This is a genomic window from Rufibacter sediminis (assembly GCF_014269285.1).
Taxonomy (GTDB): Bacteria; Bacteroidota; Bacteroidia; order Cytophagales; family Hymenobacteraceae; genus Nibribacter; species Nibribacter sediminis.
This window is the reverse complement of the sequence record NZ_JACOAF010000044.1, coordinates 234595-249217: the sequence shown is the minus strand read 5'-3', so window position 1 is coordinate 249217 and position 14623 is coordinate 234595. Positions and strand designations below refer to the sequence as shown.

At 57.0% G+C, this 14623-nt stretch carries 12 protein-coding genes and 1 pseudogene; 11 read left to right on the top strand and 2 right to left on the bottom strand.

Annotated elements, in window-relative coordinates:
- Positions 1-22: 22 nt before the first annotated feature.
- From H7U12_RS19500 to H7U12_RS19490, 3 genes are all read left to right on the top strand, one after another.
- Positions 23-1969 carry a TonB-dependent receptor plug domain-containing protein gene (locus H7U12_RS19500; RefSeq protein WP_186641268.1) on the top strand — a complete coding sequence of 649 codons (1947 nt, stop codon included), beginning with the start codon at positions 23-25 and terminating at the stop codon, positions 1967-1969.
- Between the two features lie 32 nt (positions 1970-2001).
- Positions 2002-3054: a YncE family protein gene (locus tag H7U12_RS19495; protein ID WP_186641266.1), complete on the top strand. Its 1053-nt coding sequence runs from the start codon at positions 2002-2004 to the stop codon at positions 3052-3054.
- Between the two features lie 173 nt (positions 3055-3227).
- Positions 3228-4286 (top strand): DUF5074 domain-containing protein, encoded by a 1059-nt coding sequence (locus H7U12_RS19490; RefSeq protein ID WP_186641264.1) that lies wholly within the window; start codon positions 3228-3230, stop codon positions 4284-4286.
- Positions 4287-4372: 86 nt separating this feature from the next.
- On the opposite strand, the gene H7U12_RS19485 is transcribed toward H7U12_RS19490, so the two are convergent.
- Positions 4373-4705, bottom strand: a complete 333-nt coding sequence (locus H7U12_RS19485; protein ID WP_186641262.1) for a hypothetical protein — start codon at positions 4703-4705, stop codon at positions 4373-4375.
- Positions 4706-4941: 236 nt separating this feature from the next.
- On the opposite strand from H7U12_RS19485, the gene H7U12_RS22730 reads away from it, so the two are divergent.
- The 5 genes from H7U12_RS22730 (at position 4942) to H7U12_RS19460 (ending at position 7937) form a co-directional block, all read left to right on the top strand.
- On the top strand, positions 4942-5487 hold the full coding sequence (locus H7U12_RS22730; RefSeq protein ID WP_241749556.1) for a hypothetical protein: 546 nt from the start codon (positions 4942-4944) through the stop codon (positions 5485-5487).
- Positions 5488-5665: 178 nt separating this feature from the next.
- Positions 5666-6295 (top strand): thioredoxin family protein, encoded by a 630-nt coding sequence (locus tag H7U12_RS19475; RefSeq protein WP_186641260.1) that lies wholly within the window; start codon positions 5666-5668, stop codon positions 6293-6295.
- Between the two features lies 1 nt (position 6296).
- Complete coding sequence (locus tag H7U12_RS19470; RefSeq protein WP_186641258.1) at positions 6297-6629, top strand: hypothetical protein; 333 nt, start codon at positions 6297-6299, stop codon at positions 6627-6629.
- 242 nt (positions 6630-6871) lie between these two features.
- A complete protein-coding gene (locus H7U12_RS19465; protein ID WP_186641256.1) occupies positions 6872-7441 on the top strand; it encodes a helix-turn-helix domain-containing protein in 570 nt (189 codons plus the stop codon).
- 166 nt (positions 7442-7607) lie between these two features.
- Positions 7608-7937: a four-helix bundle copper-binding protein gene (locus H7U12_RS19460; protein WP_186641254.1), complete on the top strand. Its 330-nt coding sequence runs from the start codon at positions 7608-7610 to the stop codon at positions 7935-7937.
- A gap of 98 nt (positions 7938-8035) precedes the next feature.
- On the opposite strand, the pseudogene H7U12_RS19455 reads toward H7U12_RS19460, so the two are convergent.
- Positions 8036-10479: pseudogene (locus H7U12_RS19455) on the bottom strand (penicillin acylase family protein).
- A 189-nt stretch (positions 10480-10668) separates the two neighbouring features.
- On the opposite strand from H7U12_RS19455, the gene H7U12_RS19450 reads away from it, so the two are divergent.
- The 3 genes from H7U12_RS19450 to H7U12_RS19440 all read left to right on the top strand — a co-directional run bounded on the left by H7U12_RS19450 (position 10669) and on the right by H7U12_RS19440 (position 14574).
- Positions 10669-11610 carry a cation diffusion facilitator family transporter gene (locus H7U12_RS19450; protein WP_186641252.1) on the top strand — a complete coding sequence of 314 codons (942 nt, stop codon included), beginning with the start codon at positions 10669-10671 and terminating at the stop codon, positions 11608-11610.
- A gap of 105 nt (positions 11611-11715) precedes the next feature.
- Positions 11716-12084: a four-helix bundle copper-binding protein gene (locus H7U12_RS19445; RefSeq protein WP_186641250.1), complete on the top strand. Its 369-nt coding sequence runs from the start codon at positions 11716-11718 to the stop codon at positions 12082-12084.
- A gap of 246 nt (positions 12085-12330) precedes the next feature.
- Positions 12331-14574: a heavy metal translocating P-type ATPase gene (locus tag H7U12_RS19440; protein ID WP_186641248.1), complete on the top strand. Its 2244-nt coding sequence runs from the start codon at positions 12331-12333 to the stop codon at positions 14572-14574.
- Positions 14575-14623: the final 49 nt, after the last annotated feature.

Sequence of the window (14623 nt, the reverse complement as noted above, 5' to 3'; positions counted from 1 at the left end):
CCTCTGCTCTATAGCCGAGGATATGGTACGTCGTCTTCTTTTGTTTGCGTTGGCCACCGTGGCCGCAGAGTTTCTGGCTCTGCCCAATAGCTATGCCCAGTTGAAAGACACGGTGCAGCTGGCTCCCGTGACGGTGGCGGGCCAGCGCTCCACCCGTTACGCCGCCGGCTCAAAGGTGCAGGCCGTAGACACGCTGCTTTTGCAACGGAGGCCTGGCCTCACCCTTTCTGATCTGCTGCAGCAGCGCAGCCCCTTGTACCTCAAAAGCTACGGCAACGGCATGACGGCCACGGTGGCGTTCAGGGGTACCTCATCCAGCCACACCGCCGTCCTCTGGAATGGCTTCAACATCGCATTACCCACGCTGGGCATGACCGATTTTGCCTTGCTGCCTCCTTCTGCCTCCACCCAGGTAAGCGTACAGCACGGGCCCAGCGGGGCGCTGCACGGCAGTGGCGCCGTGGGAGGAGCCATTCTGCTGGAGAACCCGGTGTCGTTCACGCCGTCCAGGCAACTGCAGGTACAGCAGGGAATAGGCAGTTTCGGGCACCGGCGCACGGCCGCCTCCGGCGCTTTCTCAGACGGTCGCCTGGCGCTTTCTTCTTCGTTCACCCGCACATCGGCGGACAATGATTTCCGGTTCCAGAACACCACCGCCTATGGCTCACCTCAGGAAACCCAGCAAAACGCGGGCTTTGACCAGACTAGCCTGGCGCAGGAGGTGCATTACCAGATCAGTCCCGGGCAGCGACTCTCCGCGAGAGGCTGGTACGTGAAGACGCACCGGCAGATTCAGCCGGCTATGGGCAGCGCTAACACTAACGCGGAGCAAGACGACGAAAACCTGCGCCTCATGGGCGAATGGCAAGGCCAGTTTGCCGGGGGCACCACCACCGTGCGGGCCGCCTATTTCAAAGACCGCCTGGATTATAAGAATGATGCCACCCTCTCTACCGTTGACACCTCTTCCCTTTCCACGGTTAACACCTACCAAAGTCAGGTAGAACACGAGCGCGCTCTGCTGCCCAACCTGCTGCTACAGCTTGGAGCCGAGGGGCAGTTGTTTAAAGCCAATGTGGGTGGTTACGGCGGAAAAGTAGACGAACAGCGGTTCTCCACCTATGCCTGGCTGCGGTATGATCCGTTACCCGGGTTGCAGATAAGCCTAAACGTGCGACAGGCCTGGGTGCAGGGCTTCAATCCGCCGCTCACGCCATCACTGGGGGCCAATTTCAGAATTCTGGAACAGAACGGGCAGACACTCTCCGTCAAAGCCAATGTCTCGCGCAGCTACCGCGTGCCTACCCTCAACGACCGTTTTTGGCGGCCTGGCGGAAATCCGGCCCTAAAACCCGAAAGCGGCTGGGGCTATGAGGGCGGCCTGGTGCACCAACTGAAAAAAGGGCAACTCACCGGCACCACCGAAGTCACCGGCTACGCCTTGCAAGTGAAAGACTGGATTCTGTGGCAACCCGCCTCCCAGGGGAACTACTCAGAACCGGTGAACCTGCAGCGGGTACGGGGCCACGGCGCCGAGCTGGACAGCCGCTGGCAATACACCCTGGATGACCGCTGGTCTTTCTCCGGCGGACTGGCTTACGCCTATACCATCTCCCAGCAGAAACTCCCCGATTTTAGAGCCCGGTTACAGGACCGCCAGCTGTTCTATGTGCCCAAACACAAAGTGGCCGCCTGGGCGGAAGTTCGCTTCCAGAGTTGGTGGCTTACTACTGATGCCACGTTCACTGGCCGCCGGTTCACCGATAATGACAACAACAACTGGCTGCCCGCCTACTACTTGATGAATGCCAGCCTGGGGAAAACCTTTGCGTGGCACACGTTTGAAACGCAAATCATGGCGCAGGTGCAGAACCTCACCAACACGGTCTACCAGACCATGGCGTACCGGGCCATGCCGCCGCGTCATTTCAGAATAGCCGTCTCGTTGAGATGGGTACCCCAACCTTAATTCTTTCTATTTTACTTTCACCCATTATCTCTATGAAAATCACTACTTTCAAAAAGTACCTCCTGTATGTCGCCCTCGGCAGCTCGTCTTTCCTGGCGGTTTCCTGTGACAACGATGATGAGTCAACTCCCAAAGGCGCGTATGAGCACGGCGTGTTCATCCTGAACGAGGGCAACTATGGCACTCCTACCGCCGAGGTAAGCTACCTGTCACCAGACGAGAAAACGTTTTTACCGGATCTGTTCAACCAGGTGAACAACCGCCCGTTGGGCGATGCGGCGCAGTCCATCACGTTTGTGGGAGACAAAGCCTACATTGCCGTGAACAACAGCGAGAAGATTGAAGTGGTAGACGCGTATTCCTTTGTTTCTAAAGGGGTCATCAACGGGCTGAAGATTCCCCGCTACCTGGCCGCGCTGAATTCCTCCAAAGCTTACGTGAGCGAGTACGTGGGCTACGATTTCTTCGGCTACACCGGCCCGGGCCGGGTATCAGTGCTGGACCTGACTACCAACACCGTGACCAAAACCATCAACGTGGGGCTGCTACCCGAAGGCGTGCTGCTTTACAACGGCAAACTGTACGTGGCCAACAGCGGGGGGAACACCGTGTCAGTGATCAACACCACTACTGATGCCGTGGAAGCTACCCTCAACGTGGGCGATTCTCCCAAGCACCTGGTCCTGGACGCCAATAACAAAATCTGGGTCTTGAGAGGTGGGTACGATGGCCCGGGGGCATTGGTGAAAATTGATCCGGCCAGCAACAACGCGCTTACGACCTATAGCTTTCCGCAGGGTACCAGCAGTGCCGGCCAGTTGACCATCAACGGAGCCAAAAACATGCTCTACTACTCGTACAACGGGAAAATCTACGCCATGTCCACCACGGCAACGACGGTTCCCACCACGGCCCTCATCAACCGGAGCCCTTACGGGCTGGGCATTGACCCGGAAACCAACGTTCTGTATCTGGGCACGGGCGGGTACAGCTCAAATGGCTGGGCTGTTAGGTACCAGGCTTCTGGCGCGCTCATTGATTCTTTCCAGGTAAGAATTCTGCCCAACGGTTTCACCTTCAGATAATCCGTTTTAGGGGTGTTTTCCTGAAAACGGCCTGTAAACACGCAGAAGCCAGTCTGAACAAGGCTGGCTTCTGTGCGTTTACGGCTTACCGGATGGCTGGCCGAAAGGCAATCTCCAGTTGTTCGCTCCCGCGCCAGCCTGTACAATCAAGGCTAATTATTTACCTTAGCAGCATGAAACGTCTGTTCCTCCGCAACAAAGCCCTGCGTGGCCTTTTAAGTACTTTTCTTTTAGTGACCATTTCTTGCAAAGAGGAGGAAAAGGAGGTGCTTCCGGTGTACGAAGCCGGGGTGTTGATCTCCACGGAAAGCACCGCCGGGGCAGACAATGGCAGCGTGCATTATTATGACCGCGCCACCGGTACCGTAGAGGCCGACCTTTTCAACAAAGTGAACGGCCGAACCCTGCAAGGAAATACCCTGCACATGGCCTCGGCCTTTGAGAAAACGTACCTGCTCACCAGCAATGGCAGAATAGAAGTACTCAACTCCCGCACATTCACCTCTGCGGGCACCATTCAAGGGTTTGACAATCCGCAGCGGTTTCTGGCCATGAACAACAGCACCGGTTTCGTGTCGGACTGGGGCAACGCGCAGGCCGACTCAGGCCGGGTCCTGAAAGTGAACCTGCGCACCAACCTGGTCATCGATACCGTGAACACCACCAAAGGGCCGGGCGCGATGACCATGGCGGGCGGGCGGCTGTACGTGGCAACCAACACCAACAAGATTCACGTGATCAACACCACCAGCATGAACAAAGACACGACCCTTACGGTGGGAGACAACCCCAACGGTATGGTGGTGGATGCAAGCGGCATCCTGTGGGTGCTCTGCGGCGGCAAACCCGATGCCACTACTCCGGCTAACCGCACCAAAGGCCAGTTAATCCGGATCACCACCAACAACCTGAGAGCGAAGCCCAGGGTGTTTGACTTTCCGGGAACTGCGTTCCAGCCCAAAGGTCTGGCTTTGAGCACTAGCCGCAACCGCCTGTACTTTATCTATGACGGAATTTACGTGATGGAAACGGCGGCCACGGCGCTGCCAACTACTCCCCTCATCAAGCGTCCGTTCCTCACCCTGGGGCAAGACCCCACCGATGGGCTTCTGTACACCGCCCGGGTAGCCCCCGACGGAACCAGTGGCTGGGTCATCCGATACCGCAGCACGGGGGCGGTGATAGATTCGTTCCAAGTAAAGGGAGTGCCCAACGGATTCAGCTTCCGGTAGCTTTCGGCTGGTTTTGTTGAAAATAGGCCTAAAACAGAAAAGCCTGCCTTGAAGAAGGCAGGCTTTTCTGTTTCTAAACCTTTTGGTTAGTTATTGTCTCGGTTCTGCTGTTGCTCGGCGGCACCGCCCACACCCTGGTTACTCACGCCCGTGTTCCGCCCTCTCACTTTGTCTTCCTGCTGGTCATAGATGGCCTGGTTGGAAGAATCGGTCTGGACGTTACTTACCGGGTCCTGGGAGTTGTCTGAAGTGCCAGTAGCGTTGTGCTCGGTAGGACTTTTGTCTTTGAAGTCGCTTTCCTCCACGTTTACCTGTCCTTCGCTGGTTCCGGTGCTACAGGCCGCGGCACCAAATAGTAAGGCGCCTCCCAGGAAAAAGGAAAGGGACGCGCGTTTTATGGGATTCAATGGCTTTTTCATAGTCTGGTTCAATAAGGTAGCAGGGCTGGGCCCGTGAAACATGTGAGGGACCGCCTTGAGCATAGTACGCGCATCCTCGGCTTTGAGTTAGCTTCAGGGGTGCTTTCAACGGCAATTTGCGATCGGTCTGGTTTCTGGCTAACCTAATTCCACCGTCTCTGCGTACAACAGGAGACGCCGGGCAAACTGGCGAATTCATTTGTATAAGTTTCACCTCAATTAAAGGAGAATACGCTATGACCAAAGGAAAAGGCGAAGATAGCCCAAAGCAACATAGACCCGATCAGGATAGAAGCTATCGCGATATCAACAGCCAGGATGACCAACTGAACAACAGCAACCGGCACAACAACAACCCGCCGTTTGAGGGCTCGCCGGAAACCCGCTCCAACCCCAACACCCCGGGCAGCGGAAACCAGAAATCCAGCAACAATGACCAGGGAGGCATGAGTACCGGCGCGGGCGTGAGCGGACAGCCGAACAACGAGCACAACCACAACCGAGACCAGGGAACCAATGATCCCAAATTTCAGGATGGTCCGGTAGCCGGCGGTGCCGATAACACCCGCGGCGAGAACGTGCCGTCCCGCGAAGGACACGGCGGCGGGGCCAAGAAAGGGAAGTTTGACCCCGAGCAGCACTCTCCGCAGGGCTCCCACGCCAATCCGTCAGACACGCGCGGCGCCGATTCTTCTGACAAAGAGTTCCGGAACAACCAGCCCAACGCCAGCACGCTCAAAGGCCACAAGAGCAGCGAGAACCTGGGCAACGAGAAAGAGTAATCTTTTTCATTCATGACAAGCAAAGGACAGCCGGTGTTTTACGCCTGTTTTCCGCAAAAGACCCGGGAAACGCCCGGGTCTTTTGTTTTGCCCGAAGTCTGCGCGGCGTTTGGGCAGGACACCGGCTTTGCCGTATCTTAGCAGAACGGTTTGCCAAAACAGACCTTAAAATCCGCTTATGGACGCACAACCCAACGAGAACGTGATCACGCCCGCCGTGGTGGCGCAAAGCCTCTCCTTTGAGGGATACATGAACCTGGTACGCGAAGCCGTAGCCCAGGAGAAAACCACGGGGGCAGAGCAATCGGCTTTCCTGGCGCAATTGACCAAAGACAACCTGGCCATCATGGAGCGCACCTACCAGACGCCGCTTCAGCCGGAGCTGGTGACGTTGGTACAGGAACTGCCCCAGGCGCAGCTGTGGCTCGTACTCACCGAAGGCTGGTGCGGCGATGCGGCCGTGCACGTGCCGGTGCTGGCCGCTCTGGCAGACCAATCCGATAAGGTGGAGCTGAGAACGATTCTGCGGACCGAGCAACCCGCCGTCATGGACGCCTACCTCACCAACGGGGGCAAGAGCATTCCCAAACTGATTGCCCTGGATGCCGAGACGCTGACGCCGCTGGGGTCCTGGGGCCCCCGGCCGCAGGTCTTGCAGGAGTATGTGCTGGACTTGAAAAAGCAGGAGCTGCCCATGCTGGAGTTCATCAAGAAGGCGCTGGGGTATTCAGAAGCCGATAACGGCCACGCCCTGCAGGCCGAGCTGCGGGAGTTGCTCCCGCAATGGACCCGGGCCGCCCGCGCGTAACATGGCAAAGGAAATCAAACGGCATCCTTTTCAGCGCGACTGGCGCCGCGACCTGCTCATTGCCGGGCTCATCAGCATGCTCGTTGCCATGGCGCTGCTGCTGTACGCGTTTGGGCTCACGAGCGATTTCGTGTTCCGGCTGTTCAATGCGTTTCTGGTGATTTTCATTCTGCTGGCGGGCACCGCATTTGTGATTGTGCCCGGGGTGAACTGGGTTTTCCTGCGGTTTTCCGGAAAGAAGCCCAAAACGCCCCGCCCCTCGGCCAAGCCAACGGCCCCGCGTCAGAACCTGCCCAAGCGCAACCTGCCCAGAGCGAACCGAAACGAGGAGTAAACGCCCGCGTGAGGGATTGCAGTGGAAAGCCCGCAGGGGGCGAGGCACGCAGCCGCCGAGGACTTGCAACGGAAAGCCCGACCCGCAGGGGCACGCCCAAAGAGTTTGTCGGCTGACTTCTGCAGTTAGGCACACGGGGCTGATTTTGAGCGGGCTTTAAGTACACTCTTTTGGCGTTTTAGGTGTTCTTTCTGAAAAGGAGAGCAAAAACGATTACCTTCCCGGCTTCACACAGGTACCTTATGGAACAGCATATCTATATCAAAAACATGGTTTGCCCCCGCTGCATCGCCACCGTGACCGAGGTTTTGACCCAACAGGGACTGACGGTGCAGGAGGTGAAACTGGGCGAGGCGGTGGTGACCAGCCCCGGAGAACCGGACGCGCAGGCGCTCTCCACGGCGCTGCAGGCGCACGGCTTTGAGTTGCTCCAGCAAAAAGACGAACAGCTCACCGACCTGATCAAAACCACGCTGCTGGAATACCAGCGCCATCTGGAGGCAGAATACCAACCCATCACTACCTCGGTGTATTTGGCGGAAAAACTGGGGCTGTCTTACCAGCACCTGAGCAAGGTTTTCTCGCAGCACACCGATACCACCATTGAGAAATACCTTATCCGGCTGAAGATTGAGCGCGTGAAGGAGCTGATCTCCTACGGCGAGCTGACCCTGAGCGAGATTGCCTTTAAACTACAGTACAGCAGCGTGCAGCACCTGTCCAACCAGTTCAAGAAAGTGACCGGCATCTCCGTCACGGACTACAAAAAGAACCCTACGGTAGATCGCCAGCCCCTGGACAAACTGGCTTAGCCGAAAGTTTTACACATCTGAGCGGGTAATTTTATAAGAACTGCTGCCCGCCCTGGGCGTATTAAAGAAGGTGAACTTGTTCAGAAGACTGGCGGCAAAGCCGATCTTCTGGATAGAAAATAGAGTGTGTTTGTGGATCGATTTTGTAAAACTTAACTTAAAACGTATGCACAATTCACAAATAAGACCCGTCTTAGACGCCCTTACTGATTGTATTCTGGCCTGTGAGCACTGCGCCGCTTCCTGCCTGCACGAAGAACACGTGCACATGATGGTGCCCTGCATTGAGTCTGACCGCGACTGCGCCGATATCTGCCGCCTGACCCTTACCCTACTGGCCCGAGGGTCCCGCCATGGCAAACACCTGCTGCGCGAATGCATTGAAGTCTGCGAAGCCTGCGCCGCCGAGTGCGAAAAGCATGACCACGACCACTGCAAACAATGCGCCGAAGCCTGCCGCCGGTGCGCCGAGGCCTGCCGTTCACTGGCCGCCTAAGCTTATTTTATCAAGTAGTAAAACAGAACAGCCGGAGTTTTCTCCGGCTGTGCTGTTTTACTATCTCCGTTACTGCTTGCGCGTACGGCTCAACTGTTTCACTTGCTTTTCCCCTTCTTCCCGGATGGCGACAGGAGGAGGATTTCCTTAGTGACGCCCTTGATTTTATCTTCTGAGTAATAAGCGGGGAAATACCCGTTTTTAGCCCATAAATCGAAAAGGTTCTTGTAATAGGAACTCGTAGGGTCACCGGACTGGCCGGGCGTGTTGATCATGCGGGCTGCATCCCAATCGCTCACATCCACCAGCAACCGGAAGCTGGCCCCGCTGGATTGGTTATCAAACCCGCCGCTAGAATTTGGCGTGTGGCTGTTTCCGCCGCGGGGCGCTGGCCCCACATCTGCTCTTTTCTTCCATTGTTCATTCGCCAGCCCGGGCAAGCGGTTGACTAAGGTTACGTGCTTGTACTTCTCCTGGCCGTATTGCCAGTTCTCAGGCGAGTTTCCCAGCTTTTTCCGCAACTCGGCCACGGCCGTTTCAAAGGTCTTTTTCAGAAAAGCATCTCTTCCCACCTCCGCATTAGGCCCGAACCGTTGGTCGGGCTTTTGCAGCCAACTGATCACCTTGGTCAGTTGCAGGCTCACCAAGCCTGTGAGTTCCTTCGGAATAAACTGTTGCCGGGCCTCCTGCATGATTTGCCGTTCCCATAGGTTATAGATACCGGCGGGGACTGACTCAGGGCCCAGCACAAAATCCCAGCCTGAAAGCCGGTCTTTGGCTTGTTGCACCAATGTATCTTCAAACGTTAACGACTTCAGCAGCGGCACCAGCGTTCTCCCCGGAATGGAGAAATAATCGGCTTGCAGGGCCTCCATGTCTTTCATGGTTACCTTGGAGTTCTTTTCCAGCACCTCGTTGATGCGGTCTCCCCGGTAGGCATCGGCCCAGGTGTAGTTCACGGCATCCCAGTGTTGGTAAGAGGCTGGGGTTACGTTCTGGTTGGCCGTCGCGAAGAAGCCTTTCTCCGGGTTGAGCAGGTGTGGCCGCTCTTTGATGGGGAGGTAACCCGCCCACTCATATCTCCCGTCGCCGGGTACGGGCACCATGCCGCTGAAATTTTTCCGGACAGGAGCAATGCCCACCACCTGCCAGCCGATGTTCCCTTTCTTATCGGCCCAGATCATGTTCTCGCCGGGGATGTGGCTGTAGCTACAGGCTTCCCGGAACTCGTCCCAGTTTTGGGCCTGGTTCATCCGCAGAGAGGCAAGATACGGCGCACCGCCGGGCTCCAGCCAGGCGCATTTCAGGGCGTAGGCTTTGCGGTTCACGGAATCAATGTACGTGACCGGCCCGTGCACGGTGTAGCGCAAGGTGGCAGTGACGGGCTTGGCATTTTTCACCGGAATGTTTCCGTCAGTTCGTCCATGGTCACCCACTGGCCTTTGTGGCGGTACTGCTTCAGGTTGGCTGGGTTCAGGTCATAGACATAAAGGTCTTCGCCGTCTGTTTCATAGATGGTAAGCCCCCAGGCGCCGTGCTCATTATGCCCGATGGACACGCCCGGGATAACCGGCTCGCCCCCACCTATCACGTTCCAGCCCGGCGCCACCAAGTGCACCATGTACCGCAAGGAAGGCACCGCGATGCTGCGGTGCGGGTCATTAGCGAGCATCGGGTGGCCGCTGGCGGTTCTTCGGCCACTCACAATCCAGTTGTTGCTGCCTTGGACCCCGTGCTCAAAAGGTTCTTTTTTGGGTTTGGCTAACTGCTGGTTCAGTTTATTTACCTGCCCTACCAGGTCTTTGCCGGCGGGGCTGAGATGGGCGGGCTTGAACACAATGTCTTTCTGATAGGCCTCGTACAGCTCCAGAATCTTCTCAGAAAGGAGTTCTCCCCGGATGGTGCTGTCCAGGGCCAGGATAGGATCTTTGGGATGGAACCACATCAGCTCTTTCACCTTGGCTTCGCCGGCTTTGGCCACGGCCATGCCCAAACTCAACTCTTCCGTGCTATTTCCCAGGAGGCCCTGATGCCGGGAGATGACCACTTCTGGCGTCCATTTGCCTGGACGGATGCCGAGCAGCTTGAATTCTATGGGAAGCAGTTCTGGTGTTCGGGTTGCTTCAGCTATGTAGGCATTCACGCCGTCTACGTACGCGTTGATGATGGCTTCGCCCTGCGGATGGTAATGGTTGAGTTCCTTTTTCAGATTCCCCCGAAACTTGAAAAGGCGGGCTCCTGTGTCTCGTTGCACCTCGTCGGGCCCCAGCAGTTCTGCCACGGTGCCGGTGGCCTCTCTTCGCCACATTTCGAACTGGAACAGCCGGTCTTTGGCGGCGGCGTACCCTTGCGCGAAAAAGAGGTCGTGCTGGTTGGCGGCATAGATGTGGTTCACGCCCCATTGGTCCCGCAGGATTTCTACGGGTGCGTGCAGGCCCGCTACGCCCAGTTTTTTCCTGGTTTGGGCGGCGGCAGTTATGCTACAGAGCAAGGTGAGCAACAGAATCGCGCAGCACGGGAAAGAGGAATAAGAACGACGCATACAGCAGGGGGCTTTGAGGTGACAGTACAAGTATACACGAAATGTTCTCTTCTTTTAGCGCACCGCAGATTTTATAACGGATTCGCCAAATCCTGTAACACCAGGGCGTTACTTCCCGCTTTCTTTGCCCAACTGCCAAATTCCTCGCTTTGGCTACGTATGCTATATCCTTGAACTTGTACTCACGCTATGTCGCATTCACACACCCACGAGCACTCGCATCACCACGGGCATTCCCACAGTCACGGCTTGCCGGCTTCTGGTCATTTAAATAAAGCATTTCTGCTGGGCATCACCCTGAACATTCTCTACGTGGTGGTGGAAGCCGGGGCCGGTTGGTGGTACAACTCCCTCGCCCTGCTCACCGATGCCGGGCATAACTTTACCGATGTCATCAGTCTGCTGCTCGCCTTCTTCGCCCTGAAGATGGCCCAGCGCAAACCCACAGATCGGTTTACCTACGGCTATGGGAAAAGCACCACGCTGGTCTCGCTGCTCAACGCCGTGCTGTTGCTGCTGGCGGTGGGCGCTATCGGGTGGGAAGCCATTGAACGGCTGGGTACCGCACCCGCGCTCAACGGAACGGCCATTTCCCTGGTCTCGGGCATCGGGATTGTCATCAACGCTGGCACCGCCCTCCTCTTCTTCCGCAACAAAGACCATGACATCAACGTGAAAGGCGCGTACCTGCACATGGCCGCCGATGCCTTGGTGAGTCTGGGTGTGGTAGTGGCGGGCCTGGTCATGCACTACACCGGCTGGTTCTGGGTAGATGCCGTCATGAGTCTGGTGATTGTGGCCGTGATTGTCTGGAGCACCTGGGGCTTGCTGGTAGAATCCTTGCGGCTTACGCTAGACGCCGTCCCGCAGGGAGTTGATCTGGCCGCCATCCGGGAGTATCTGCTGGCCGTTCCGGGTGTGACGGAGGTCCATGACTTGCACGTGTGGGCCATGAGCAGCACTGAGAATTCCCTTACCGCCCACTTGGTGCTGGAGGAAGGTTACTCCGATTTCCAGCTGTCTCAGATCACCGCCGGCTTGCGCGACCATTTCCATCTTCCGCATGTGACCTTGCAGGTGGAACGCGGCCCCGAGGGCCACGCCTGCGCCGAGGCCGGCGTGTACCATTAGATGTTTACCTGATCTCCGCTTTGAGCCTGTTTTCAGAAAAGGTGCCTAAAAACGGCACTCCAGATGTTCAATCGCGTATAAAAAAGTTCACCAAACTTCAAGCCTATGCGTTCTGAGTATAAACCGGCCATAGATGCGCTACTTGCCTGCATTGCGGCCTGCGACCACTGCGCCACCGCCTGCCTGCAGGAAGAAGAAGTCAAAAAGATGGCGCGCTGCATTCACCTGGACCTGGACTGCGCCGATTACTGTAGCCTGACGGCCTCCTTCCTGTCCAAAGGATCTGAGCACGCCCGTCTGGTGCTGCGCCAATGCGTGGAAATCTGCGAAGCCTGCGCCGTAGAGTGCGAGCGGCACGCCCATGACCATTGCCAGGCCTGCGCCGCCGCCTGCCGCCGCTGCATTGACGCCTGCCAGGAGCTCATCCCCAAGCCAGACACCGTGGCTGATTTGATCTACGACACCACGCCCTAACCTCCCAAAAGCGGTTTTGAACCTGTTTTCTGGAAACAAGCCCTAAAACGAAGAAGCTCCCTCCTGTTGAGATGAGGGAGCTTCTTCGTTTTAGGGCTTATCCTTCGTTCAACCTTGCTGCCACTCCTCCGCAAAACCGCACGGCCTAAAATTATGTAACTCCGGAAACACAATGCTGTAACGACCTGGCTGGCGGGCGGCGGTATCTTTGTAACGAAAATAAATAATCTACAAACGCGTACCGCTATGGCAACCCTAACGAAAGAAAAAACCAAGCCCGCCATAAAGAACAGTTTTCCCGTGGACGGGATGAGCTGCGCCGCCTGTGCCGTGAGCGTGGAGTCTATGCTGCAGGCGCAGCCCGGCGTGCAAAGCGCCGCGGTCAACTACGCGAACAAAACGGCGCTAGTGGAATACACCCCGGGCACCGATCTGCGCCAGCTGCAGAAAGCCATCCAGGACATCGGGTATGATTTACTCTTGAAGGAAGAAGAAGCCACCCAAGAGGCGCAGGAAATTCGCGAGCAGGAAGCCTACAGCCAAATCAAGTCCAAGACCATCTGGGCCGTTGCGCTGGCTTTGCCGGTGGCCGTGATTGGCATGTTCTTTCACCACATGCCCTACGGCAACTGGATCATGCTGGCGCTCACCCTGCCGGTGGTGTTCTGGTTTGGGCGCAGTTTTTATATAAATGCCGCAAAACAGGCCCGCCACGGCAAAGCTAACATGGACACGCTGGTAGCCCTGAGCACCGGCATCGCTTTTCTCTTCAGCGCTTTCAACACCATTTACCCCCAGTTCTTCGCCTCGCGCGGACTGGAGCCGCACGTGTATTATGAGGCCGCCACGGTCATCGTCGCCTTTATTCTGCTGGGCAAACTGCTGGAGGAACGCGCCAAATCCCGCACCAGCGGCGCTATCAAGAAGCTGATGGGCTTACAACCAAAATCGGTGAAGGCGGTGCGGAACGGCCAGGAGATAGAACTGCCCATTGAACAGGTGTTGGTAGGCGATCTGCTGCTTATCCGGCCGGGCGAGAAGATTCCGGTGGATGGCCGCGTGGTCAGCGGCACGTCGTTCCTGGACGAGAGCATGATCAGCGGCGAGCCGATTCCGGTGGAGAAGAAAGCCGGCGAGCCGGTGTTCACGGGCACCATCAACCAGAGAGGCAGCCTGCAGATCTCCGCCGAGAAAGTAGGCTCCGAGACGCTTTTGGCCCAGATTATCAAAATGGTGCAGGAAGCCCAAGGTTCCAAAGCCCCCGTGCAGAAACTTACCGATAAAATTGCCGGCATCTTCGTGCCCGTGGTCATCGGGATTGCGCTGCTCAGTTTCGCGGCCTGGTATTTCCTGGGCGGAGACAACAACGTGACGCACGCGCTCCTGGCTCTGATTACCGTGCTGATCATCGCTTGTCCGTGCGCTTTGGGGCTGGCCACGCCCACCGCCATCATGGTGGGCGTGGGCCGTGGAGCCGAGAACGGGATTCTGATCAAAGACGCCGAATCTCTGGAAACGGCCCATAAGCTCACCGCCGTGGTGCTGGACAAAACCGGTACCATCACCAAAGGCAAACCCGAGGTAACGCATCTGCAATGGGCCGCACCAGAGCAAAACCAGGCGCAACTGGCCGAAGTGTTGCTGGCCATGGAAAACCAGTCAGAGCACCCGCTGGCCGAGGCGGTTTCTAAGTACTTTTCTGAAAACGGCGTGAAAGCGGTAACACTGGACCACTTTGAAAGCGTGACCGGCCGCGGCGTGCGGGCGCAGGTTCAGGGACAAACTTTCTGGCTGGGCAACGAAAAGCTGATGCAGGAGAATCACCTCCAGTTTTCCCCTGATTTGGCGGAAACGGCCCAAAAACTGAAAGCCCAGGCCAACACCGTGGTGTTTGCCGGAACGCAGGGCCAGGTGGTGGCGCTCGTCTCCATCGCCGATGCCATCAAAGAGTCCTCGGCGCAAGCCATCCAAGACCTGCAAAAGCTGGGCCTCCAGGTCTACATGCTCACCGGCGACAACGCCCAAACCGCCGCCGCCGTGGCGCAGCAGGTAGGTCTGCAGCACTTCAAAGCCGAGGTCATGCCCCAGGACAAAGCCGATTTCATCCAGGAACTGCACCGCCAGGGCCACGTGGTAGGCATGGTGGGTGACGGCATCAACGACTCGCAGGCTCTGGCGCTGGCCGATGTGGGCATTGCCATGGGCCGCGGCACCGACATCGCCATGGACGTGGCCAAGATCACGCTCATGTACTCAGACCTCAAAGCCATTGCCAAGGCCATCAAACTGAGCAAAGCCACGGTGCGCACCATCCACCAGAACCTGTTCTGGGCCTTTATCTACAACGTGATTGGCATACCCGTAGCGGCCGGATTGCTGTACCCCATCTGGGGATTCCTGCTGGACCCCATGCTGGCGGGCGCGGCCATGGCTTTGAGTTCGGTCTCGGTGGTTTCTAACAGTTTGCGCCTGCGCACGTTAAAACTATAAGAGCATTGATTACCCTAGTTTATACTTTTCAACTTCAAATAACCTGCAT